This window comes from Paenibacillus sp. FSL H8-0034 (assembly GCF_038000305.1).
GTDB lineage: Bacteria > Bacillota > Bacilli > Paenibacillales > NBRC-103111 > Paenibacillus_S.
The window spans coordinates 3,198,393-3,223,294 of sequence record NZ_JBBOBS010000001.1 but is presented as its reverse complement, the minus strand read 5'-3'; the positions used below and the strand labels follow the sequence as shown (position 1 = coordinate 3,223,294).

The window sequence follows — 24,902 nt, the reverse complement described above, 5'->3', positions numbered from 1 at the left end:
ATCTATTATTTAAATTTGCTTAATTTTTCGCCAAGAAGCTCGCCCAAAGTCGTGTTTAACCCTTGGTTTTGGTATTCCTCAGCAATAACTGTTTTTTCTCTTGGTGCTCTAGAAGGTCTGTCCCCTCTGTCTCCACCTTTATCATTTCTTGCAGCAGGAGTCGCTGAAGCAGGAGCTTCTTCTGTTTCCTTAATGCTCAAGCTGATACGTTTCTCATCCAGGTTAAGATCCAAAATTTTCACTTGAACCTCTTGACCTTCCTTCAACACTTCAGAAGGAGTAGCTACGTGACGATGAGCGATTTGGGAAATATGTACCAAACCTTCAACACCTGGAGCCACTTCTACAAATGCACCGAATTGAGCCAGACGCTTAACTGTACCTGTGATGATATCACCAACGTTAAAGCTGCTGGTTCCTTGCTGCCATGGTCCTGGTTGAGTTGCTTTAATGCTTAGGCTGATCCGCTCGTTAGCTGGGTCCAGCTTCAGAATTTGCACCTTAACCTGATCGCCTTCCTTTACAACTTCCGAAGGTGTTTCAACATGATGCCATGCCATTTCGGAAATATGAACCAGTCCATCAATACCACCGATATCAACAAACGCGCCAAATTGAGTTAGACGTTGAACAGTTCCCGTCAGCTCTTGACCTATTGATAGTTGGCCGATAATTTCTTTCTTTTTCACTTCAAACTCTTCATCCAGAACGTCTTTTTGCGAAAGGATAACTTTGTTTTTCTCACGATCGATTTCTTTGACACGCAGCTTCAAAGTGCGTCCTTTGTAATCGCTGAAATCTTCAACGAAATTACGTTCAACCATAGAAGCAGGTACAAAACCTCTCAAACCAACGTCAACAACAAGTCCGCCTTTTACAACTTCAGCAACTTTTGCTTCCAGAATGGTTTTGTTGTCAAGGTCAGCCTGAAGTTGATCCCAAGCCTTTTCGCTGTCAACTACACGTTTGGAAAGTACAAGCTTTTCCTTGTTGTCATCGATAGTCAGAACCTTCAGCTCAACTTCCTGTCCCACTTCAACACCTTCACTGGCACTTCCTAATTGTACAGAAGAAAGCTCCTTAATGTGAACCACACCATCATACTTGTAACCTACATCAACGAATGCCTGGTCATCCTCAATTTTAATGACTTTACCTTTAACAGTGTCACCTTTTTTGAGAATGGATACGTTACCCATCGATTCCTCTTGGGAAAGCTCTTGCTCCTGGGTGGATTGCTGCTCTGCTTGTTCTACTTGAATTTCTGCTTTAGTTTCTTCGGACATGGTTCAATTCCTCCTATGTTAGCAACCTCAACCAAATAAATTAGTTACAATTGCTGCTTTCTAATATAATTTACCAACGCAAAAATTACGCGGTTAATTGTTTTTCTAAGTATTCCACTAATTATCATTTTGATTCGTATTTCTTAACCAGATCACGAATGGCTTCCATGATGCGGTTTGTTGCTTCCTCCACGCCTGAACTTCCGCTATCAGCAAACTCACTAATATCGAGAGGTTTGCCATATACAAGCGTCATTCTGCGAAAAGGCTTATAGCCACCCACTATAGCAGAAGGAATAACCACGGCTCCTGATTTTAGTGCCAAGCTTGCCGCACCCTTCTTCCCTATTCCGCCCGCATTACTGCGAGATCCTTCCGGAAAAATCCCAAGGATCTGGTTGCCTTGTAAAAGCTGAAGCGATAAGCGGATCGATTCCTTGCTCACACCACCACGTTTTACAGGAAACGCACTAATTCTTGGAAGTACCCAGCCCAATACCGGCAAATCGAAAAGCTCAGCCTTTGCCATATAATGTACACGCCTTGTGACAAGCGGACTCCCCAACAATGGCGGATCCATATTGCTTGTATGATTTGCACATAGGATAACAGGTTTGTCCTCAGGAATGTTCTCGATTCCAATTACTTTCAAACGGAATATCAAACGGAATATAAAATGAAATAGAGCACGTAAGGTAGAATAAAGCATATTACTTCCCTCCGCCGACTTTGGTTCTGCACAACTCCAAAATTCGCTCTACTACAAGAGGAATGGTTAAGTCGGTCGTGTCCAGCAATACAGCATCAGCGGCCTGAATCAAAGGAGCGTGTGTTCGTTGCGCATCCATCTGGTCGCGAGCAGCAATTTCCTGCTCGAGCTGTTCCAGAGTTACCTCTGGACGATCTCTGGTTTCATTGAATCTTCTCTCGGCTCTTACTTTAACACTTGCTGTGAGAAAAAACTTCAGCTCTGCATCAGGAAGAACATGAGTACCAATATCTCTGCCATCCATCACAACGCCTTTGTCAATTGCAAGAAGCTTTTGTTTATCTGTCAGAATGTGACGTACTTCTGCAATTCTGGCAATTTGCGAGACATTGCTCGTCACTTGAACAGTACGGATATCCAAGGTCACATCTTTTCCATTAACAATGACCTGCTGACCACTCGGGCCTGGTTCAAGACGAATGTCAAGCTCACGAGTCATAGCGATAACTTCAGATTCCTGCTCTGGTATAAGGCCGGCTTGCAGTATACTCCAGGTGACCGCGCGGTACATAGCCCCCGTATCTACATAAATAAATCCTAATGTATTGGCAACGAGTCGGGCAATTGTGCTCTTTCCTGCTCCCGCCGGACCATCTATAGCAATGTTAAATTTCTCCAAAACAAGGGCCTCCCAGAAATAAAAGTCATGCATGTGACAACAGACCCCGCCTGTAACCAATGAAAATTATACCATAGGTGAAAGTGGGATTGCAAAGCTGTCTCATACTTATTAACAGAAAGGTGAACCTTTCTGTTGGTTTACGGTCGTAAAATCGCATGCGGGATGCGGATCATCCATAGGCTATTTTCATAATAAAAATTACATTTTGCGAAATTCAAGCTGTCTTTCAAAGCAGTATCTGATGATCTTCTGTCGATCTCTGTCGGTGATTTCGGCAAAACGCATCATAACCTGCTGTCTGCCCGATTCGAGCATTTTGATCCGAACCATCTCACCTTTGAAGGGAATGTGCTCAATTTGTCCATTTTTGTAATTCGCCAGCAGCCAGCAGCTGACCATTTGCTGTGCAGCAAGCGGAATATAGCCGTCACACAAAAATGAGATACCGCCTCCACCTACATCATCGGTAACCGCAATAAATTGCAATTGATCGGAATATTTCACTGCCATTTCGAGCTCTGCTGGTACACGAAGAAAGCTGCGACGCTGAATCTTCGTAATCGTTTCGGGAGTCGGCTTGCGAATCTGGATTAGACGAATTACATCATCGGTAAATCCCAGTACAGAGGTGGTAAAATAGTTTTTTACACCGCCATCCAAAATAAAATAAGCCGACAATTCATCGCCGATATAAAGCTTCTTTAGACGTCCTGTTTTCTCATTTATCGGGATTTCCATAAAAATCGAATTATCATCCTGGTCAGCAATCCGGGATTTATATTCCTGTTTCGCTTCTTCCTCATCGATTGAATTAATTTGTATATGTAAAATCTGGTTCACCTTTGGAAGCAATATGTGCACCCCCCGCAATTTGATCTAAACCAGAATTCATTCTGGAGTCTAGCCTTTATTATAACATGCGAATAACAGATGGGAAGCAAAAAAAGAAGAGTCTTGTCGAAGACTCTCCCTAAATATTATAAAATTATACTTGACTCGCAACTTGCTCTTCCTTGCGTAAATGTTCAACTTTTTCCTCAACGCCTGTCTCTGCGTTAATATAAATACGATAAACCCCACCGTTAATGCGTCCGGTAAACTCGTGACACAGTACTTCCTCCTGCAAGTCATTGCGAATCAAGGCCAACGATTGATGATCCACCTGCATTTGTGAATTCAGTACCTTATGGGCCTCTTCAGCGCTAAGCTTCGGCGAATTCAACTGCCGCTCTTTGTGATTATATACATAATCAGTTGCCTGAAGCCCTGTCACATCGCCATTATCCATTGCTACCTTAACAGCAACCTTATCAATAAAATTGATGACGTCATTCATGCGGCTCGCAAATGTTATATTGGCCACATTATTATATTCATCATAGGAAACGGCCGTCATATTGGAGTAGCCATGTGTATCGAGAAATTCCGCTGCCGCATCACGAGCGCCTCTTATATCTAGCTTCGTATCCGGTACATCTCTGACAGCCGAATACCATAGAAGCTCTCCTCCCTTATGACTGTAATCCATTTGTGTACCATCCGGTATATTATCTTTGGGTGCAGTAACGCTGTACGATTCAAACTCGGTGCCGACTCCATTCTCAACGACCTTAACCGCGGATGGATCAGCAATGTTCAAAAACTTTGCCGCTTTTTGCCGCACGTCCTCGGCAGTTACATCATTGCCTGTCAGCATTTTCGCATCATAGGCTTGATACGTGCTCATGACGGAAGGACTCCACTTGACATCCGCGTAGTCTGCGACTTTTTTATCTACAGTTTGAAACCCGTCAATAATCGCGTTATCCAGCGGCTCCTTTTGTGTAGCCAGCGCTGTTTCAACGTCCATCCAACGCAGATTATTCGCGAGAACCTTACTTTGCATTCCGCGGAGATCTGTAGATATTTCATTGGCATGCTGGTAAAGAGCATTCAAGGTTTGCATTTCCTGTTCGTTAAGTGGCTGCTTCCCCAAGTCGCGTAAGGCTGCCCGGTATGAGAAGTTGGCCATGTTGGCCAAAAATTCTTCTGTTTTGTTAAAAGGAAGCAATGTCAAAGGCAGCTGATTGATCTCATTCTGCGCCTCGCTTGTGATTCGCCATACATTGATCAAGCCTTTTTTATAGGAATCCTGTGACGCCGTGTTTAAGGCCAATGTATTGCCAAGCTCAGTATGCAAGCTATCCACATGGAATGACAGATCGTGAAACGCCCGCTGATACTGATTTTCGGCCTTGATTAAAATCGCGTTTTTCTCCTGATGCTCGAGGTATCCCCACATTCCGGCACCAATCAGGACGACTAGCAAAATCGGAAACATAACAATGCTCAAACGGCTGTACATGGTTGCATATCCCCCTTCATCACCCAATATTGGTTTTAGCTTTTGTCGAAGGAAGCGGTCTTATTCATGCATAAAAAAAAAGCCTGTCAAGGCTCCTTTAAGCGGATGTTTAAAAACATCGGGTTTCTATGAAAAAATCTTTTTCGTTGCTGCACAGACATTGCTTGAAGCCTGTATCGATCTTCCCCTTATCTTGCTTGCCTTTCAGCACAAACCGCTCACCGCACAGGTTGCAGCGAATTAACACCTTGATTCGATCTTTAGTGATCATACCTTCCCTCCTGCTTGTCTTATGTGTTATAAGTATGGACAAGCAATTTACATTTCAACCCGTTCTTCCCGCCTAAGTACACGAAGCGGTGACCTGGCATTCGCTCTTTTAACATTCCACAGACTTCGTCCCCACAGGAAGGCCATCAATGGGAGCATGATCCAGATCCAGTAGGTTTTCGCGGTAAGCAGGACGTAATCAAAAACTCCATGCCATAATATAGGCATAAAGCAGGAGTAGAACAGCTGCCTTGTTCGCTGCTCGGGATTAAACTTGGCTTTACCCAAATGGTAGCCCATCATGACGCCGAACATCGCATGACCGGAAACAGGCAGGAAGGCTCGCATTAGCAGCGTGGAGATGGAGGCCGAATTCAGCAAGGCATAAAACACATTCTCAAGCGTCGCAAACCCGAGCGAAACCGCTACTGAATATACAATTCCATCATAAGGCTCATCAAAGGTCGCATGCCGGAAAATGAGGAAATAAACCAAAAACCATTTCAAGAATTCCTCAACGCCCGCTGAAATCAAAAAAGAAAACACCAGTGGATCATCGCCAAAGCCATGAACAAAAGCCCGCTGCAGCACCATCACAGGGAATACAAGCAAAATACCGAACAAAAACATCTTGCCAACGAGATGAATCGGCTCGGTATCATATCGATCCTTTAAATAAAAATAAGCAAGTAGAGCGACACCTGGCGCAATTGCTGCCAAGATGACTGAAACAATGCTCAAGGTGCCACCTCCTGAGAGTTTTCGAAGCATACAAACGCGTATCGATATTTTTCACTTTATGAATATTATAGACATTTTCAAAGCTTTTTTCCATCACTTCTTGCAATTTGGCATGCACTTCCGCTTCCATCCAGTCTTAGCCTTTCTTTTTGTGCACCTATCAGCATTTTATTGTGAAAAAAACGCTTTTTGGTGCTGGAACACGAGTGGAATTTGCACAAGGGAGCCGTTTCTGTTTTTCAACAGCTGGAGGGCAATATGTTGTTCCTCTCCGGTTACGGACAAGCCCTGCGGATTGAGCAGCATAATTACATCAGCTGATGCTTCCACACCCTCAGGGATGGATATCGGAATATTATCGCCCACAGGCATAGCGGCAATGACCGTCACGTTAGCTTCCTTGGACCATTGCTTTAATGCATACGTAATCATCGTATTTCTTTCCGCTGCTGTTGCCGGAAGTGATTTTCCGCCTACAATCGGCACACGCTGCAGATGATCGATGAACACGACTGGCATTTTACCCACGACCATCGCAATTTTACCTATGGAGGCAATTACTTTTTCCAGTGTCGTTTCCATGGAGCATTCGAGCGTCCATAGCATTTTACTAATCGGAATATATTGGGCATTGGCCGCGCCGATTTGATCCGGATCAATTTTACCGCTCATCACAAGCTGTGGTTCCACGCCAAGAATACGTGCAATGCTTCTTGCCCACAGCTCAAAACCAGTCATATCCCACGACACATATATGACAGGAGTCCCGTCAAGCGCAATATGATCAGCCATTTGCTTCATCAGCATGCTTTTTCCGATGGACGCAGCCCCTGTCAGCAAATACAGCCCACAACCAAATCCGCCGAACAAGGCTTCATCCAGCTTCGTAATACCGCTCGGTGTGCCGGAAACTTGTCCACGATAGCGTTTCATATATTCCTCGGTATAAATCGTGATATGGTTCGAGTCCGGTGCCACGGGTACCATCATCGTATCCTCCATTGTTTGATTGAGAATTTCGATGAACGTTTCCAACGGGTTTTGCGCCCTGACAAAAAAGTCATTCACATCACGGATCGTTTCCGGTAAATGGACGATATAGGTTTCCTTGGCTGCTTGCTGCAGCATCGTTTGAATTCTTACACTTTCCCGCCGTCCCCATTCATCGTTGCCCATGCAAATAAATACACGTTTATCTTTTAAGGGCTCGACATGTGTTTCTTTAAATCCGAGCCAATAAGGGACGCTCACTCCTGGCAGCCTCGCTTGTGCGAGACTTAACACATCAAATACGCCATTACACAAAATGACGTCCTCAGTGTCCTCCAATATCTCCTCGTTGAACATAAAATCCTCACCGGTCAGTGATTTGTACTTCGGCTCCCGATGGTCGATGGATCTTCCAATCAAATCAACTATTACCTCTTGCGCATTCGTCACGGGAATAATAATCCGGTTTTCAAAATAATCGCCCCATTGATGGGGACTCACATAAAAGCCTATTTTGCCAGGATCAAAACCGATCCGAAACAATTCAATCGTTTCCTGCTCGATTCCTCGTTTGCCAAGATAGTACAACGCATCGTCACGAAGCTGTTTTTGATAATATACGACCATTTCTTCCAGATTCAAGGCTGATTTGGACGTCCCCATTTGGTTGATAGACATGATGCCCCTCCTGTATTATGAACAATAAAAAAAGCACTCACAAAAACAATACTGTTTTTGAGAATGCGTCGTACAACCTAACCCTTGACACTATTTGAAATGCGTGCACAGCACATTGATGGCATCGGCTGCTATCACCGTTTTGCCATAAACCTCAAGAACAGATCGGGTTACCGAAGCAGCATCGCCATATTCGGACAAGACGGCGATAATGGATTGATACCCACTCTCTTCCATATCGACAGCATCAAGCTGCAAATACCATTTCTCTTTATAAGAAAATAAAATGCCTCCATCAGTGAGCAAGGGTTGAATAACCTTTGCCATACGCAGCAAATCTTCAAAATCGTGAAACACATAAGAGATCTGATCCGTTTGTTCAAGAGTCACTTCAAGCTCATACATTTCTTCTACTTCTTCATCAAACGATTCCGAAGTATGATGAAACTCCATCTTGCCGCGTGTCACAATGACGACCATCCCTTGAGCGGGTAGAGCAAGCACTTCAACAGCTAAAGGCCCTGTAGGGTCAAAGCCCAGCTCAGCGTATGCTTGATCCATCATGTCACTGAACAACTCATGAACTCTGGGGATTTCTCTCCACATGTCGTCCTTTTGAATACCTCGCTCCGTCAAGTCGTCGAAAGTGAGAAAAATCCGTATCTTGTCCTGACTCAAACGCTCCATTTTCATACAGGATTCCTCCCTTGCCGCCACTATTAATAACAGCTTATGAAGTAAGCTTAAAAAGGTGAATAAGCTTCAAGCTTGTATTCAATTATATGAGTATTATATCACAACATAACAATAAATCTATTGTGGCTATAAAAAAAGAAAGGCACGAACAGGAAAATCCCCGTTCATGCCTTTTAATCCCTTGTTTAACGCCTGTTTTACTGCGTCTGATACTGCTCTTTATGCTTGCTGTCGCGCAAAATTTCATCAACAGTTGCCTTCAAAGCAGGCTCTTTGTTAATGATTTCCTCAACGCGTCCTAACCCGGAACTCTCCGTGCTGCCGGATTTATTCGCATTATGACTGGCAGACTGATGGTTGCTGCCATTTTTATTTACGTTATTGCCTATAGACTGGTTATTGCTGCTAAAGGAGGACATCAACATCGACCTGCTCTTGCCGCTCAAATAGACAACTGCCGCTGCACCTACAAGTCCGCCAAGTAAAAAAGACCCTACTCTCATAGTCATCCCTCCATCTATTTAGGTACGATACTTATTTTTCACTATGTACTTGCGTTCCATGCATGATAAAATCAGGAAACACCCAAATTCACATAGAACAGGAGTACTTCCACCATGATAAAAAAAACGCTGATGGGCCTCACGGCAGCAGCACTACTGGCTTCAGCCACAGCTTGTCAATCCACTACGCAGCCTGCTGCACCAGCCACTCCGCCAACCAGCAGTGTCAGCCCTGCTCCCACAGCTCCCAAGCCTGCTGAGAATAGCAATACGCCAGCAGAGCCTGCTAAACCTATACAAACAGCACCAGAAGGTACGACGCCAGCACCACAGACACCTACCACACCACCTGCGGCAGCAGCACCACAAGCAACTGCCAAGCTGTATAAATTAAATCCCAAATCCTACGATATTGTGCCGATTGATTCTGCCGCGGCCAACAAAAACGTTGTTTTGTTAACCTTTGATGATGGCCCCAAGGACAAGGACATGCTGGAACCTCTGCTTGAGACATTGGACAAGCATCACGCAAAGGCGATATTTTTTGTAAATGGATATCGTGTCAAGCAGAAGCCCGAATTGATCAAGCTCATTACAGACCACGGTCATATGATAGGTAATCATTCCTGGGATCATATTGATTTAAAAAAAGAAAATAAAGATAAGATCGATCAGCAAATCGGGGATGTGCAAAAACAGATTATGGAGCTGACCGGAAAAGCGCCCCAATTTTTCCGCCCCCCATTTGGTTCAGGTGGAGATCTGGTCCGGGAAAAGGTGAAGCAGGAAAATATGCTGTTCATGACATGGTCCAACGGCTCATTGGACTGGGAAATGACCACCAAGAGCAACAATCCGGATAAAGTAGTCAGCAACGTGCTTGAGCAGCTGCGGCCAGGCAGCAATATTCTGATGCACGAGCTGCAATGGACCGTCCAAGCCATGGATAACCTGCTGACACAGCTGGAACAAAAAAATTATGGCTTCGTAGACCCCGCAACGATCGATACAACGTTATAAGCTTAACAAAAAGGTGAACCCTCAGCATCAGCTGTTCGGTTCACCTTTTTGTTAAGACTCTCCTTTTACCCGCTGCCAGCCCCATAATAATAAACCGGCGACTAACAATATAAACACCCACAACAGTGACAAGTAAAAAATTCGCAGCCATCTGTCGCTTTCCGCCGGGTGAACCACTTTTCGAGGGGGCAGAAACGTTTCATCCTCGTCTGTCTCTGTTAGAGGTGTTGTATCCTCTTGAGCTTGCTGATTCGGTTTTATGCTGGAACTCATTATTTCTCTCTCCTATAACGAATGATGCAACCCATAATCAAATCGATCATAAAATGCGCAATAATCGGCGTCCACAACGAACCTGTTTGTATGTATATCCATCCAAGTCCGTAGCTGATCCCGAATACGAGCCCCGTCATCAGCCAGTGCTGCAGGTACCGTATATGAATCGCGGCAAATAAAATACTGGTCCAATAGGGCCCCCACGACGCTTGAATCGCACCCCTGAATAACCATTCTTCACAAAATGCGACAACAAAGGACAGCACAATAATATGCCATAACGGTCGATTCTTAAATATCAGCTCATTGATGCCCCCATCATCCGTAACCTCCGGAGGAACCCAATTCGAAATCAGCACATCAACGATCAGGACCACAACAGCAAATGCTGCACCCCATACAAGCAAAAGCATCCCCTGATGAAATGAAAACATTTGCTGGAACCACGGTTTTTGAAAAAGCATGATGATACAACCCGCCGCAAATACGAGAAACTGCGTGATATACACATTGAGAACAACGGTACGCTCATCAATAGTCGTTATATCCAGCTTCTGAAACTTAAATTGCCTAAAATTAAATTTTTTCATCTATTATTCCCTTTTTCGACATTATCACCTATACTATCATTAGAAAATAAACGAGGTGTCCTTGGCTATGAACAAACGATTGTCACGTTATGATTACTTGTTTGCATTAACCTTTATTTTTATGCTTGTTCTAGCTTTAGGAACTTTTTTCTTCGGTCTTCGAATGGGACAAGAACGTGCCACAGCCAAGTATGAGGAGCTTCTATTCAAAAAAACAGAAGTCCAGAATGGGTATTCCGCTTATCATCAACAGTATCTGGTGTCCTACTATCATACCATTTATCAGCCATACAGGGAATTTCACATGAAATGGTTTGAAAAAATGAATGAGCTTGAGACCAATCGCTCCTCAGACGCTTCAGCAATTCTCAAGGACCTCGGCTTGCTTGCCAAAGAAAAGTATAGCGAGCTCAGCAATAAGTCAATGCCAGATTCTTCCCCGCTATTGCAGGAAGGACTGCAAAATTATTTAAAAAGCTTAAAACTGTTCAGTGAGGCGCTGGGTAACATCCAAGGAAAAGCCAACAGTACTCCCAGTTATGATCTCGTTGCCGAAATGAATAAGGATGCTTATTTGGTTGAAGCCAAAAAATTCTCTCTGTCTGCTCAAAAAGATTATTACGATTCCATCATCAAATGGAATTTGGCTGATAATCCGCAGCTGAAGCAGGTCGATGTTAGCAAACCTTTGTCTCTCAAGGATTGGACCCCTCTGAGTTTAAGCATGAAGAATGAATACATATCCAATGCATTATTGAATGGCAAGTTGTTCAAACTATATACACCTCAGGACCTTTCAAGCCGAATTGATGAAATGGTAAGCTCGGGACAATCGAGCAAATTAAACCTGGCAGATGTTCAGCAGGTTATTGATCTCCTGAATGCTACAGATGCCGTCCGCTCTGGAGATTTCATCCGCAATAAAAATCGCTTATATCCGAATGAAACCTTACCGCAGCTCCCGTTCTTTTTTACACAAAATTAAAAAAAAGAACACCGATCTGACAGCTTTTGAACAAGCTGTGACAACCCCATTACCCCTATTGACATCGCCTTTGGGGTCATGTTACGCTTATGAAAATTCAATTTGTTACAAAACGTTGACGGAGAACCTGTAACACCTTTAATGCACAGAGAGCCGATGAACAGGTGCAAATCGGACATTAGGGTCTACAAGAGAGCACTCCAGAGTTGCTGTTCTGAATGCCGCCTGAATCTCGTGATTCCAGACGTCTGTAGGTGCAGCCGGTTAGAAACCGTTACATTTCTGAGTCCTTGCGGCTCATGAGGCTGTTTGTGCAATCAGACAGTGAATTAGGGTGGTACCACGAAAGTAACTCTTCGTCCCTTGTATACGTTTAACGTACGAGGATGGAGAGTTTTTTAGTTTGTCTAGAAAAAAGTGGAGGTTGGCGTACATGTACAAAGTATTAGTAATGGATGGAATCAGTGATTTGGGAATTCAACTGCTTAATGATGCAGCAGACGTGACAGTGGACAAAAAAATCGGCTTATCGGAAAGCGAATTAATCGAGATTATTGCTGATTATGACGCATTGATGGTAAGAAGCCAAACCAAAGTGACCGATAACATTATGGCTGCTGCTCCCAAGCTGAAGGTTGTAGGACGCGCAGGCGTTGGTGTAGATAACATCGATCTTCAAGCAGCTACCAGCCGTGGTATTGTTGTCATCAATGCTCCTGATGGAAATACAATTGCAACTTGTGAATTGACATTTGCTATGATGATGTCTGTAGCACGCTCCATTCCACAAGCCTACAGAAAAACCGTCAGCGGTGAGTGGGATCGCAAAACTTTCGTTGGTGTTGAGCTGCGTAATAAAACGCTGGGTATTCTTGGAATGGGCCGTATCGGAAGTGAAGTGGCCAAGCGCGCCAAGGTTTTTGGTATGAATGTTATCGGCTATGATCCTTTCCTGACTGAAGAACGTGCTGAACAAATGGGTGTTAAGCTCGGAAGCGTGAATGAAATCGCAGCACAAGCTGATTTTATTACGGTGCATACACCATTGACTCCAGAGACGCGTCATATCATTGCCCGCCCACAATTCGAACTGATGAGAAAAGGCGTACGCATTATTAACTGTGCGCGCGGCGGCATTATCGATGAAGCTGCTTTGGTTGAAGCTATTGATACCGGTATCGTTGCTGGAGCTGCTTTTGACGTATATGAGCAAGAGCCGCCTCAAGCCGATCACCCATTCCTGAACAATCCCAAAATCATCGTGACCCCGCATTTGGGTGCATCTACAGTTGAAGCTCAAGAAAATGTAGCTATCGACGTATCCGAAGAAGTGCTTCATATTTTACGTGACGAGCCTTTCAAAAATGCTGTTAACATGTCTCCGGTTCCACCAGCGGTGTTAAGCAAACTACAGCCTTACTTCAACCTTGGTGACAAGCTTGGCAAATTTATCGGTCAAACTACCGAAGTTGCGATCAAAGAAATCGTAGTTAATTACTCCGGAGATTTGGCTGATGTGGACACAGCACCATTAACTCGTTATATCGTACGCGGTATTCTTGCTAATCAACTGGAAGGTGTTAATATCGTCAATGCGATGCACCTTGCCAAAACTCGTGATGTGAATATCGTGATTCAAAAATCAGCAGCCACACAAACCTTCACTAATCTGGTTTCAGTTACGCTGAAAGCCAAAAACGAGGTGCGTGTTGTTGCCGGAACGCTGCTAGCCGGATATGGCGAGCGGATCGTACAAATAGACCAGTACCCGGTTGATATCGCACCAAACGGCAATTTGCTGCTCATTTCTCATAACGACAAACCCGGCATCATCGGTAAAGTAGGAACTTTGCTTGGCAACAATGATGTCAACATCGCTACGATGCAGGTAGGTCGTAAGGTTGTTGGCGGCTCGGCCATTATGGTCTTGTCAACAGATAAAAAGACACCTAAGGAAGTTCTACAACAGCTTATCCAATTGCCTGAGCTGACACATGTGAATGAGCTCACACTGGATTAATATCCTGTTCGACTGTTTCACGAACAACAAGAATAATCTTGTTCGTTCAACATAAAAAGAGAGCTTCCGATACGTTATCGGAGCTCTCTTTTTATGTTGTTATCATTTTAACGGGAAGCAGCACAGAAAATGTCGTTCCTTGCCCCACGGTGCTTTTAACAGCAACAGCGCCTTGATGCGCCTCTACCAGGTTACGAACAATCGATAAACCAAGTCCTGTCCCCCCTGTTGCACCGCGTGTACGGGCCTTGTCCGCTTTGTAAAAGCGTTCAAATACATAAGGCAGATCCCCCGCAGGAATCCCGATACCTTGATCGATAATTTCGATTAGAACTGCAGCTTCATCCTTGTATGTGTGCCGCTCAGCACGCATGACGATTTCCGCTTGAGCGGGCGTATGCCGTATGGCATTATCCAATAAATTCGTCAGCACCTGCTCTAACCGATCTTCATCGGCTTGGTACAGAATCAGCTCTTCCTCTGGCAGCTCATAGCTCATCAGAATGCCTTGTTCCTTCGATAGGGCAGCAAACTTGCGATGCATGCGCTTGATAAAGCTCCGTACCTCCACCACTCGAAAATGCAGCTCGATATTACCGGTCTCCATCCGAGCCAAATCCAAAAGGTCTCTGACCAGTCTACCCATTCGAAGCGATTCCTCATGGATGACCTGAGCCAGCTCCTGTCGCTCTTCAGCGGAACCTGCGATATCATCAAGCAGCGCCTCGCTGTAGCCCTGCAGCATCGATAATGGCGTACGAAGCTCGTGAGATACGTTGGCTACAAAATCCTTGCGCAGCTTGTCCAGCCTGAATTCCTCTGTAACATCACGCAAAACCGCAACCACGCCGCGCACGGCCGCACGAGCATACAACGGGGTCATGACAACGGACCATACCTCGTTTTGAACATGCAGCTTGGAAGTAATTTCTTTGGCTCCTGTAATAACTTCGTCAAACAGCATTCTCATTGGCTCGGGTATGACCGATCTGTGCTGTTGAAGCACGGGCAGCATGGATTGCTCTGTTTCTCCATCAATCCAGTGGATCTGGTTCCAGTCATTGACGATTTTATCGCCCTGAGGATTAGCCAGGATCACACTTCCATCTGAATCAAATGTAATAACAGCGTCTGTCATACTGCGTAATATACTGGATAAATGCTCTTTTTCGTGACTGAGCGCCTTGATCGTATCGGATAATTCCTCACCCATACGATTAAACGTCTTACCCAGTTCACCGATTTCATCTGATGAGGTGATAGGAACCCGGGTTCCATATTCTCCAAGTGAAATTAAATCGGCTGCTTTTTTAAGCTTCAGTAAAGGCTGGGTAATTTTCGTCAGTAGAAAGAAAGCAAAAAAAGTAGTCATTAAAAAGCCGATCAAGGACACATAAGCAAATAAACGGATGACGTAAGCCTGTGTCGCTTCTACAGATTGAACCGATTGATATAAAATGGCTGCGCCGATGATTTTTTGCTGTGTGGAGTCCGTCAAAGGAACCGCTACAGCTGAGTATTGGCTGTTCATCTGCTGTCTGCTGCCCGTACTGTTAACAGTTTGATTGTCAATAGTTTCTCCAGCAAACACCCGCTTCAGCATGACAGCCGAAAAAAAATCATCGTATTGCAAATTTATAGAGTTCGGCTTCTGGGACGATAATTTCATCGGCTGCAAGTCAACATTAACGACAAAGACCGTTGCATCCTGGGCACTTAACAGATCATTAACCAAATCAATGTAACGCTCATCCTCATTGTGTAAAGCAATGCCGCTGGTCACCTTCTGCCCCAGCTTTCGTAAATTCTCGATCTGGTCCTGAGATTTGGGAAAAGATGTTTCCAGATATTGACTGAGAAACAAACCAAGCACGAGCAGAACAACAGCCACAAGTCCGATTATAGTCAGCCAAAGCTTACCTACGATACCTTTTAAGCTAAACACGTTACTTTGGCACCTCAAGCTTGTATCCGACGCCCCACACGGTTGTAATCATGGAAGCAGCATCCGGCGACACTTTATTCAGCTTTTCACGCAGCCTCTTGACATGCGTATCCACCGTTCTCAGATCCCCAAAAAATTCATAATTCCATACGTCCTTCAACAGCTCTTCCCGTGAAAATACTTTGTCCGGCGATACCGCCAAATAATGCAGCAGCTCGTACTCCTTGGGCGTCAGTGCAACCTCCTGGCCACCCGCGCTCACCCGATGCGCATCATGCTCAATGATGAGGTTAGGAAATACAATATTGTTGCTCGAATTAACTTCCTTGGATAAATAAGCCGTCACCGAGGATCTTCTCAGGATCGCTTTGACCCGATAAATCACCTCACGTGGACTAAACGGTTTCACGACGTAGTCGTCTGCACCCATCTCAAAGCCCTGTACCCGGTTCGTTTCCTCACCCTTGGCCGTAAGCATAATGACCGGAGTTGATTTAACCTGCCGCAATCTTGCACACACCTCGTTGCCATCAATACCCGGCAGCATGACATCGAGCAATATTAAATCGTAATCGGTTTCAAGTGCTTTTTTCAAAGCCGTTTCGCCATCTTCCGCTTCATCGATAATGAAATTTTCTTTCTCCAGATACATGCGCAGCAAGCGGCGAATCCGCTCTTCATCGTCGACTACCAAAATCGTCATTTTAACATCAGACATCAGCTTTTCAACCCTCTCTGTTCTATTGTTATATGTCCTTAATTAAGCGTACTTCGCAGTATTTTATGAAATGAGTTTACGAACATATTTTTTTTGTAATACGTTTATGTGAATTTTATTCATGCAGGTGTATGGAGGGAAAGGGAATGGTATGGAAAGTGTAACGGCCGCCTTTGAAGTTCAATTTGTTACCTCATAAAATAATATGCCTTTCACGGGGTCCCCTCAAAGTATTCGGAATTCGCTTCGAAAGCTTTTCTTCACTTTGTGGGGTGGAGCCGCGGTGGAATACCATCCCTTTCTCGGAATAACCGATAGCATGGATAAAATTCACGACTTTTTCACAAAATGTTATGCTCCGGAATACGAATGCAATCCTGCGATAACCAGATTTACCCCAACCAGTGTAAACATAACGACTATAAAACCGATCACGGCGAGCCAGGCCGAACGTTTACCCTGCCATCCTTTTGAAAACCGTAGATGCAAATATGCAGCGTAATACAAGAAGACGATCAGTGCCCACACTTCCTTGGGATCCCAGCCCCAGAATCGGCCCCATGCCTCAGCCGCCCAGATCATAGCAAAAATCAAAGCACCCAGTGTGAAAATCGGATAACCTATCGCAATCGCCCGATAGCTGATTTCATCAATATCTTCAAGATCAATGCCTTTCAGCAATGGACTGATTGCAGCCCCTAACGGCTTGCGGGCAATCAGACGAAGCAATCCATAAAGAATCAAGCCGCCAGCAATGGACCAAACCACCGTATTGAGCTTGCGGCCGGCGTTCGATCCCTTCATCCATGATGGAGCCTCGAATGGCGCCTCAGTCATGCCAAGAAATGGCTTCATCTCCACCTGTTCCCCTTCAAAAGGCTTGAAGATCGGTGGCAGTACATAATCAACATTTTGCTTAATGGTCTGCTCCACGCCATCCTTACCCGTGTAGAGCACATCGTTAGCGAATCTGGCATGATAGCCGGATGCATTAAAACCAAATATGGAAATGACAAAAGCTATGATCATGACCAAGGAAAATATCGTAACCTCAACTCCACGCTGTTCCTTGCGATCACCTTTCTCCTTGCTATCAAAATTAACACAGCGCAGCAGATACATCAAACCAGCAGCAAAGCCGACTGCAAAAAATGCTTCTCCAAATGCCGCTGTCGTAACATGAATCTTCAGCCAATAGCTTTGCAGAGCCGGGATAAGCGGCTGTACGTCCTTGGGAAATACAGATGCATAGCCAATAATGATGATTCCGATCGGCACTGCAAATACCCCGAGTACAGGCGCACGATATATAAAGTACACCACAATAAAAGCAACAATAATCATCATTCCAAGAAATGTCATAAACTCATACATGTTGCTTGTAGGTATATGTCCCGCTTCATACCATCTTGTAAAGAAGAATCCCGCATGACCGGCAAGTCCGATAATTGTGGCTCCTATCGCATAATTACCCCATTTTCTCGTATGCTCGATAGGATTATCCTGAGCCCACTTCCTGCCAAGGATGGCAATAACGAACATCAGAAAAGCCAGGTTATAGACGATGAAACCGATTAGTAAAAACGAACTGCTTGTCATTATGTGACCACTCCTGTTTCCAACGATTTGGGATCGGCTTCAATTCCCGATTTATGAAGAACCTGGGCGACTTCCTGACGAATGCCAAACCAGTTTTTGTTTGTATGAGCGCCAAGAGACAGCCGTCCATTATCGATTCGAAGCCAGATACGACGATGATGCCAGTAAAAGCCCATAACCAGCCCGATCATGGAAATCGCAGCCCCCACCCAAATATACGGCATTGCACGATCCACACGAATATTCAAATAACTGATGTATTCTGAAAACTGCACATCGGCCATAGAATTAACAGAAAGCTCCAGCTTGTTTCCAATCTCGCCATTGATGTCATCCTGACGGAATGTAACCTTGTCTACCTGTCTTGGAAAGTAAAGGTAGGGCACACCTTCCGCTGCTAATTCCGGGCCTGTAATCGAGAATATAAATGCCGGCATCTTGGGGTCCTTGGATTTGGTTATCGGAACCCCTTTTTCATCCAGTCCAAAATCCGGGAAATATGCTTTTACCTTTAAAGTATAAGGTCCCACCTGATAGCTGTCTTGAGGCCTCGTCATCGACAAGTCCAGGCTGCCGTATGCAGTACCGGTTTGTTTGTCCTTGAGCGTAGGCTTTACGGAAATCAGCATCGGTGATTCCTTGAAGTCAAATTGGTAAGCCATTAATCCTTTATACTCAAGCGGTTCATTCACAATAATATTTTGACGGTGAACCTCCTCAAGCACAGGCTGCTTGAAAGGATCATCACAATCGGCTTTACATGTGTATAAGACCGCGTTCGTTTCGTATATTTTGGGTACTGCCTGATCCTTGGCACGAAATCCTTCAGACATCTCATTCGCATCATAATATTCCAATGTGAATTTTTCATTTTTCAGGTAATACGACGTTTCAGGAATTTTGACAACTTGTCCTTCAGGAAAAGCGACATGCTGGTCCATATGCCAGCCTGGTATACTTCTCATCAGAATGGCCAGCAAAAAAATAATAAGTCCGATATGGTTGATATAAGGTCCCCAGCGGCTAAACCGATTCTTTTCCGCCAGCAGTGCGGTACCTTCTGTATGTACACGATAGTGCTTTTTCTTCAATTGCTCGGCAGCTTGTTGAACCCAGGCTTGCTCTGCTGCCTCTGAAGAAATGTCCTTGTGAGGAAGATCACCGCTATAGGAAACCTTTTGACGTAAAATGAATTTAAGGTGCTTTCGGATTTGCTGCTTGGATAGAGCTCTGTAAAGCGGCAGTACCCTATCTAGGCTGCAAACGACAAGCGAGGTTCCTATCATTAATAGGAGCCCGATAAACCACCAGGATTCAAAGGTATGCGACAGTCCCAGTAAATAATAAATTTTCCCTAACGTCCCGTACGTTTCTTCATAATAGGTTGAAGGGTCAAAATTAAGAAATGAATTTTCCTGCGGATAAATCGTGCCTACTGCCGAGCCCACCAACGTAATAATGATCATGTAGATGGCGATCTTAACGGAAGAGAAGAAATTCCATACCTTGTCAATTACATCCGGATTGGCTTTTTGGGAGCGTCTCGCCACTCCGTCATAACGCATTTCAAGCGGCTCCGTGCCAGCCTCTTCATAGAGAGGCTTTCCACAGGCTTCGCAAAGTACGGTCCCGACATGATTCAGGTGACCGCATTCACATTTTGTGTTTTGAATCATGGGGCGCCTCCTGAGCTTTCTTTCTTACTGTCTTGCAATCGGTTCTCATTGTAATGATCAATTATTTGGGAGCAGCTTGGGCGGAAGCTTTGATCGATTCAAGTGTCTTTTCAATAAAAGCCTCACTCATCTCCCCGACCATAATCTTGGCAATCTTGCCGTCTGGAGAAATAAAGAACGTTGTCGGATAATTACTGACACCGTACCGCTTGCGCGTTGCTTCGTTGTCATCCAGTAAAATTGGAAATGTAATTTTATACTGGTCAATAAAGCTTTGCACCGTTATTTTACTTTCACCGAGATTGAGAGCAAGAAACTCTACATTTTGGGTGTCACGCTTGTCAAATTGATGTTGAATGGCAGGCATTTCTTCCTTACATGGCGGACAGAACGTACCCCAGAAGTTAACCATCACCGTTTTTCCTTTATAATCAGACAGCGTATGTTTCTTGCCATCCAATCCGGACAAAGTAAAATCAGGCGCCTTGGAGCCTTCAACCGGTCGTTTATCCGTGGCATACAAATTATTGAACAGCGTCAATGCACCGATCACTATGGCAATGGCAAAAATCGCCAGCTGTATCCATCTTTTATTTTTGCCCATTGATGTTCACTCCAAACGGAAGCTAGTCAGTTTTGCTTTATTTTCATTATAGCTAACTTTAATGCCAACGCTTATTTGTCTTTTTGAATTTTATGTGTCCTTAGCGCTTCTTCGGTCAACTCTTTGATTTCTTTGGCTTCGAGATGGCGGAATTTCCCACGTGGCACTCCGGTCAAAGCTATAGGTCCAAATTGAACACGCTTGAGCTTGATTAAAGGAAATTGAATGGCATCGAACATACGGCGAACCTGACGGTTACGTCCTTCATAAATAGTAATGGAAACAATGGTTTCCTTTTTGGCCGGATCAATATCGTAATAATCCACTTCCGCAGGCGCCGTCATCCCATCTTCGAGCTCGATTCCATCACGCAGCTTGTCCAATAACGAACCATGTGGAACCCCTTTTACTGTGGCATGGTAAGTACGCGGCACATGATGCCTTGGATGCGTTAGCAAATTGGCGAATTCCCCATCATTGGTCAGCAGCAGCAAGCCCTCGGTATCATAGTCAAGCCGACCTACCGGATAAATCCGTTCCTTGATATCCACCAGAAAATCGGTTACGATTTTCCGTCCACCTGGATCGGAAGCACTCGTTATAACCCCTTTTGGCTTATTAAACAGCACGTATACTTTTTTCTCCTGACGGATCTTGCGGCCGTCTACGGTAATTACATCTTTGCTGGCATCAACCTTAACTCCAAGCGTCGTCACAACCTCATCGTTAACCTGAACACGTCCAGCCGATATCAATTCCTCACACTTACGACGGGAGGCTACTCCCGCTTCTGCCAATACTTTTTGTAATCGTTCCATTAGTCTCCATTCACCTCAAACCTAATGATACTCATCCTACAGAGAAATCACAAGTTGCTCAGGCGAAAATCTGTGTCAGTTCTAAGCAAATACCAAATAACAAATAAAAATGGAAGCAGCGAACCCGACTGCATCCGAGATCAATCCCACTTTTAGCGCATAGCTTGCTTTACGGATGCCTATCGCCCCAAAGTAGACAGTAATCACATACATCGTAGTATCGGTGCTCCCCTGAATCGTGGATGCTATACGCCCGACCATGGAATCGGGGCCAAACTGCTGCAGCAGATCGGTGGTAAAGGCAAGTGATCCTGCCCCCGTTATCGGACGTAAAATAGCCAGCGGCAGCACCTCGCTTGGAATACCTATCATTTCGCAAAAAGGTTTCACCCAATTGGTCATCAGCTCCATGGCACCCGAAGCTCTGAATATGCTGATTGCTACCATCATGCCTACCAAATGCGGGATGATTCGGATCGCGGTATCAAAGCCATCCTTAGCCCCGTCCACAAAGGATTCGTAAACGGGTACCTTACGATACAAGGCATAGAGGGGTATAAACACAATGATCATTGGAATCGCCCAGGCTGATATCAGATTAACGAAGGCGTACATAACGGAATCATCCCTTCCTATCGGTTGTTGACATTAGTGCTGTATGGAATTGCGTGCGCGGTACCATCTATCCACAAAAATAGCCGCGAGGGTGGACACAAAAGTAGCCATTAACGTTGTCCCGACAATCTCGGCCGGGTTCAAGGAATTGAAGTTCATTCTAATCGCGATCAATGTTGTCGGGATCAAGGTAATGCTCGCCGTATTCAGAGCCAGCAGTGTGCACATAGCCGGACTCGCTGTCTCTTTATTGCTGTTCAGCAGCTGCAGCTCTTGCATCGCTTTGATCCCCATCGGTGTTGCCGCATTACCCAACCCCAATATATTCGCCCCCATATTCGACATGATATAGCCCAGAGCCGGATGGTCCTTAGGTACACTTGGAAACAGGAACCGAACGATTGGACGCAGCAAAGAAGCCAGCAGCTTCAGTAATCCCGCATCCTCGGCAATACGCATGATCCCAAGCCAGAATACCATGATGCTAATCAAGCCAAAGCATACGGTGACCCCGCTTTTCGCACCATCAAAGGTCGCCTGTGTAACCAGCTCAATATTCCCTTGCGCCGCGGCGACGCCAACACCGGCAACAATAAAAAATAACCAGATAAAATTAACCATAGGTCAACCCCCATCTCGGATGATTATCCAACACGTCCGGTGAATAAAGTACGGACTATAAATTGAACGATAAACAGCCATTTTTCTGCATAAGAAGCTGCAGCCGACTGTGACTGATCAAATGAAAATGCAGAACGCTCCTTCAGCTTCAATCTCGGGCTATCCTTCGGGACCAATGGAACACCACCGATTTCCTTGCCGTTTAGTGTATAAACCAGCCTGCCCACATCACCCAGACGAAAGCTTGGCGAATTGGCATCATTTAACTCCACCCGATACGAATAGTGTCCCTGTTCGGATTCCTGTGTTGGATACAGGAACTCTTTACCTGCTACCCACTCTGTCCCTTCGATCACATCACCCTTATTAACTAAAGGCAGCAGCGGATAGTTGGCGAAGCCGTAGTCCAGCAGCTTGGCATGATCGGCCCAATCATCCCCATCATTCAAGGTGACCACCGCCAGCTGCTGTCCGCCGCGGGTTGCCGAAGAAACCAAACAACGCATAGCCAGCTTGGTATAGCCTGTTTTCACCCCATCGGCTCCATCGTAGAGCTGCAGCATTTTGTTCTTATTCAACCATGTGTAATCCCATGCTTCATTTGGATTGGGAGCTTTCTTGAGCTTGGTTTTTACAATTTCCTGAAATTGCGGATTGCGCAGGGAATATGCGGCCAATTTGGCCATATCATTTGCGGTTGAATAATGTCCCTCCTCATCCAGTCCGGATGGATTCTTGAACGAAGAATGCTCCATCCCGATCATTCGTGCTTTCTCATTCATCAGATACGCAAAACCTTCAACGGTACCTCCAACATGCTCGGCAATCGCCGTTGCCGCATCGTTGCCTGAACGCAGCATCATCCCATACAACAAATGGTGCAGGCTCATTTCTTCATTAAGCTTCAAATAAATCGAAGAGCCTTCCTTTCCAAAAGCATTTTTGCCCACCTTCACTGAATCTGATAGCTTCCCCTGTTCCACAGCTACAATCGCCGTCATGATTTTAGTCAAGCTGGCGATACGCATCTGCTTGTCGCCCTGTTTGCTGTACAATACCCGGCCCGAGCGTACATCAATTAAGGCGGCCGTCTCCGCGTGGGTCGAAATTGCTGGGGCGGCTTGCAGTGCGGGTGATGGGGCCCATATCGTTACCAGCAGCACCGGCAACAATAAGAGCACAACGTTTTTTTTCATAAAAGGGTCCTCCTGCCAACATAGGTTCAATTATGGACATACCGATCTTGTACATGTATATGCGGGTCCTGTCCCATTATATGTCCTCTTCAAAAGCCACAGCTCCCCGTCATTTGCGGAACACAAAAAAGACCCTCAGGACTTTGCAGGTCCTTAAGGATCTAGATGGACTACGATATAATTGCAGTATTCACGGCATCTCTACTTCACTAACAAATACGGTTAGCTGCTTCGATAAATCTACCTCATAAGGCTGTGTAATCTTCTCTCCATCCGCACCCTCCATGATGCGAATAGTAGGTCGCTGCGGGATGGCAGGATTAATAACCACAACAACACCCTTCTCGCCTGTGCTCAGCTTGACACTGAGTCCAAGTGGATAAATAGCCACGTTATCCCGAAATAAGGCAACCTTCTTATAATCATATAAAGTTTCCACACCCGAGAACAAAATTTCCATCGCCTGATGCGGCAGCATAGCCAATCGATACGGACGATGTGTAGTCATGGCATCATAGCTGTCTATGATGGCGATCAGCTTGGCGTAATCATGAATCTCATTGCCTTTGATTCCTCTTGGATAACCACTGCCATTTTCCCGCTCATGGTGCTGGAACGCACAGTGAGCAGCCAGCAAAGGCATGTTAGGCTCGTCTTTTAGCAGCCGATAACCGAGCTCCGCATGCATCTTGACCTCGGCAAATTCCTGAGGCGACAGCTTGCCCGGCTTTTTGATAAGATCCTGATTAATTTGCGTTTTACCGATATCATGAAGCAGTGCACCCATGCCAAGCACAGCAATTTCTTCACGATTGTAACCGTTAGCCATTCCAAGCATCGTCGCGTAAATACATACGTTAAGCGAATGGTTGAATACATAATTATTCAGAACATTCATATTCAACAGCATGATGTGCGTACCTTCACGCGAATCCAAATCTTGCATGATCATTTTGATCACATTGCCAAATGCTCTGCCCATAAACGCATTTTTTGAAAATTTACTTTTGCTGTTCTCTTCCATCGCTTTTCTGAATTGGGTTTTGATTTCGGCCAATGCCTTCATTTTCGTTTCTTGACTTATCGCGTCTTCAACTTCGATATCATCGGTATCCCTATCTTGAATGTAAACAAAGTCGACTCCAAATTGCTGCAGCCGATTAATTAAAGCTTGGGTCAGTTCAACACGTTCATTTAATAAAACAAGCCCGTCTTCATTATAAATACATTTAGCAAGCTTCATTCCCGGACTGCAAGACCGTGTAGGCAATAACCGCACCAAGAAAACCTCTTTCATCAAATTCTCTCAAAATTTTCATT

Annotated in this window: 25 protein-coding genes and 1 other annotated feature; of the genes, 3 read left to right on the top strand and 22 right to left on the bottom strand. The window is 45.0% G+C overall.

Annotation, left to right across the window (positions count from 1 at the left end; genetic code table 11):
* Window positions 1-5 precede the first annotated feature (5 nt).
* From rpsA to NST47_RS14340, 10 genes are all read right to left on the bottom strand, one after another.
* On the bottom strand, window positions 6-1,286 hold the full coding sequence (gene rpsA, locus NST47_RS14385; RefSeq protein ID WP_341155760.1) for a 30S ribosomal protein S1: 1,281 nt from the start codon (window positions 1,284-1,286) through the stop codon (window positions 6-8).
* Between the two features lie 124 nt (window positions 1,287-1,410).
* Window positions 1,411-1,995, bottom strand: coding sequence for a lysophospholipid acyltransferase family protein (locus NST47_RS14380; RefSeq protein WP_076227651.1), 585 nt, complete (start codon window positions 1,993-1,995; stop codon window positions 1,411-1,413).
* 1 nt (window position 1,996) lies between these two features.
* Window positions 1,997-2,674: a (d)CMP kinase gene (gene cmk, locus NST47_RS14375; protein ID WP_341155759.1), complete on the bottom strand. Its 678-nt coding sequence runs from the start codon at window positions 2,672-2,674 to the stop codon at window positions 1,997-1,999.
* A 201-nt stretch (window positions 2,675-2,875) separates the two neighbouring features.
* Window positions 2,876-3,529 carry a flagellar brake protein gene (locus NST47_RS14370; RefSeq protein WP_341155758.1) on the bottom strand — a complete coding sequence of 218 codons (654 nt, stop codon included), beginning with the start codon at window positions 3,527-3,529 and terminating at the stop codon, window positions 2,876-2,878.
* 133 nt (window positions 3,530-3,662) lie between these two features.
* Complete coding sequence (gene ypeB, locus NST47_RS14365) at window positions 3,663-5,021, bottom strand: germination protein YpeB (protein ID WP_341155757.1); 1,359 nt, start codon at window positions 5,019-5,021, stop codon at window positions 3,663-3,665.
* Window positions 5,022-5,130: 109 nt separating this feature from the next.
* On the bottom strand, window positions 5,131-5,292 hold the full coding sequence (locus NST47_RS14360; RefSeq protein WP_179097343.1) for a hypothetical protein: 162 nt from the start codon (window positions 5,290-5,292) through the stop codon (window positions 5,131-5,133).
* Between the two features lie 47 nt (window positions 5,293-5,339).
* Entirely contained in the window at window positions 5,340-6,032 is a 693-nt protein-coding gene (gene prsW / locus NST47_RS14355; protein WP_076227659.1) for a glutamic-type intramembrane protease PrsW, read from the bottom strand.
* Window positions 6,033-6,200: 168 nt separating this feature from the next.
* Entirely contained in the window at window positions 6,201-7,700 is a 1,500-nt protein-coding gene (locus NST47_RS14350; protein WP_341155756.1) for a DnaB-like helicase C-terminal domain-containing protein, read from the bottom strand.
* 90 nt (window positions 7,701-7,790) lie between these two features.
* The gene (locus tag NST47_RS14345; protein WP_076227663.1) at window positions 7,791-8,393 is read right to left on the bottom strand and encodes a genetic competence negative regulator; all 603 of its coding nucleotides are present in this window, start codon (window positions 8,391-8,393) and stop codon (window positions 7,791-7,793) included.
* 200 nt (window positions 8,394-8,593) lie between these two features.
* The gene (locus NST47_RS14340; RefSeq protein WP_341155755.1) at window positions 8,594-8,899 is read right to left on the bottom strand and encodes a hypothetical protein; all 306 of its coding nucleotides are present in this window, start codon (window positions 8,897-8,899) and stop codon (window positions 8,594-8,596) included.
* A gap of 114 nt (window positions 8,900-9,013) precedes the next feature.
* On the opposite strand from NST47_RS14340, the gene NST47_RS14335 reads away from it, so the two are divergent.
* Complete coding sequence (locus NST47_RS14335; RefSeq protein WP_341155754.1) at window positions 9,014-9,919, top strand: polysaccharide deacetylase family protein; 906 nt, start codon at window positions 9,014-9,016, stop codon at window positions 9,917-9,919.
* Between the two features lie 51 nt (window positions 9,920-9,970).
* On the opposite strand, the gene NST47_RS14330 is transcribed toward NST47_RS14335, so the two are convergent.
* Window positions 9,971-10,192, bottom strand: coding sequence for a hypothetical protein (locus NST47_RS14330; protein WP_076227669.1), 222 nt, complete (start codon window positions 10,190-10,192; stop codon window positions 9,971-9,973).
* Window positions 10,192-10,785, bottom strand: coding sequence for a CPBP family intramembrane glutamic endopeptidase (locus NST47_RS14325; RefSeq protein WP_341155753.1), 594 nt, complete (start codon window positions 10,783-10,785; stop codon window positions 10,192-10,194). Before NST47_RS14325 ends, NST47_RS14330 begins: the two co-directional genes overlap by 1 nt.
* A 67-nt stretch (window positions 10,786-10,852) precedes the next feature.
* Here NST47_RS14325 and NST47_RS14320 point away from each other — a divergent pair, with 67 nt between their 5' ends.
* Complete coding sequence (locus NST47_RS14320; RefSeq protein WP_076227673.1) at window positions 10,853-11,770, top strand: hypothetical protein; 918 nt, start codon at window positions 10,853-10,855, stop codon at window positions 11,768-11,770.
* A 106-nt stretch (window positions 11,771-11,876) separates the two neighbouring features.
* Window positions 11,877-12,137 (top strand) — a binding site (T-box leader).
* 66 nt (window positions 12,138-12,203) lie between these two features.
* Window positions 12,204-13,790 carry a phosphoglycerate dehydrogenase gene (gene serA / locus NST47_RS14315; protein ID WP_341155752.1) on the top strand — a complete coding sequence of 529 codons (1,587 nt, stop codon included), beginning with the start codon at window positions 12,204-12,206 and terminating at the stop codon, window positions 13,788-13,790.
* A 91-nt stretch (window positions 13,791-13,881) separates the two neighbouring features.
* Here the strand turns inward: serA and NST47_RS14310 are convergent, their stop codons facing one another.
* The 10 genes from NST47_RS14310 to NST47_RS14265 form a co-directional block, all read right to left on the bottom strand.
* Entirely contained in the window at window positions 13,882-15,735 is a 1,854-nt protein-coding gene (locus tag NST47_RS14310; protein WP_341155751.1) for an ATP-binding protein, read from the bottom strand.
* A gap of 1 nt (window position 15,736) precedes the next feature.
* Complete coding sequence (locus NST47_RS14305; RefSeq protein WP_091165099.1) at window positions 15,737-16,453, bottom strand: response regulator transcription factor; 717 nt, start codon at window positions 16,451-16,453, stop codon at window positions 15,737-15,739.
* Window positions 16,454-16,804: 351 nt separating this feature from the next.
* Window positions 16,805-18,052 carry a cytochrome c biogenesis protein CcsA gene (ccsA, locus tag NST47_RS14300; RefSeq protein ID WP_341155750.1) on the bottom strand — a complete coding sequence of 416 codons (1,248 nt, stop codon included), beginning with the start codon at window positions 18,050-18,052 and terminating at the stop codon, window positions 16,805-16,807.
* A complete protein-coding gene (resB, locus tag NST47_RS14295) occupies window positions 18,052-19,728 on the bottom strand; it encodes a cytochrome c biogenesis protein ResB (RefSeq protein WP_341155749.1) in 1,677 nt (558 codons plus the stop codon). The genes ccsA and resB overlap by 1 nt, the downstream gene beginning before the upstream one ends.
* A 61-nt stretch (window positions 19,729-19,789) precedes the next feature.
* Window positions 19,790-20,332: a thiol-disulfide oxidoreductase ResA gene (gene resA, locus NST47_RS14290; RefSeq protein ID WP_341155748.1), complete on the bottom strand. Its 543-nt coding sequence runs from the start codon at window positions 20,330-20,332 to the stop codon at window positions 19,790-19,792.
* Window positions 20,333-20,403: 71 nt separating this feature from the next.
* Window positions 20,404-21,150 (bottom strand): pseudouridine synthase, encoded by a 747-nt coding sequence (locus NST47_RS14285; RefSeq protein WP_341155747.1) that lies wholly within the window; start codon window positions 21,148-21,150, stop codon window positions 20,404-20,406.
* A gap of 81 nt (window positions 21,151-21,231) precedes the next feature.
* Complete coding sequence (locus NST47_RS14280) at window positions 21,232-21,765, bottom strand: spore maturation protein (protein WP_076227690.1); 534 nt, start codon at window positions 21,763-21,765, stop codon at window positions 21,232-21,234.
* 33 nt (window positions 21,766-21,798) lie between these two features.
* Window positions 21,799-22,386, bottom strand: coding sequence for a nucleoside recognition domain-containing protein (locus NST47_RS14275; protein WP_076227692.1), 588 nt, complete (start codon window positions 22,384-22,386; stop codon window positions 21,799-21,801).
* Window positions 22,387-22,409: 23 nt separating this feature from the next.
* On the bottom strand, window positions 22,410-23,582 hold the full coding sequence (locus NST47_RS14270) for a D-alanyl-D-alanine carboxypeptidase family protein (protein WP_341155746.1): 1,173 nt from the start codon (window positions 23,580-23,582) through the stop codon (window positions 22,410-22,412).
* Window positions 23,583-23,772: 190 nt separating this feature from the next.
* Complete coding sequence (locus tag NST47_RS14265) at window positions 23,773-24,825, bottom strand: HD-GYP domain-containing protein (protein WP_341155745.1); 1,053 nt, start codon at window positions 24,823-24,825, stop codon at window positions 23,773-23,775.
* Window positions 24,826-24,902: the final 77 nt, after the last annotated feature.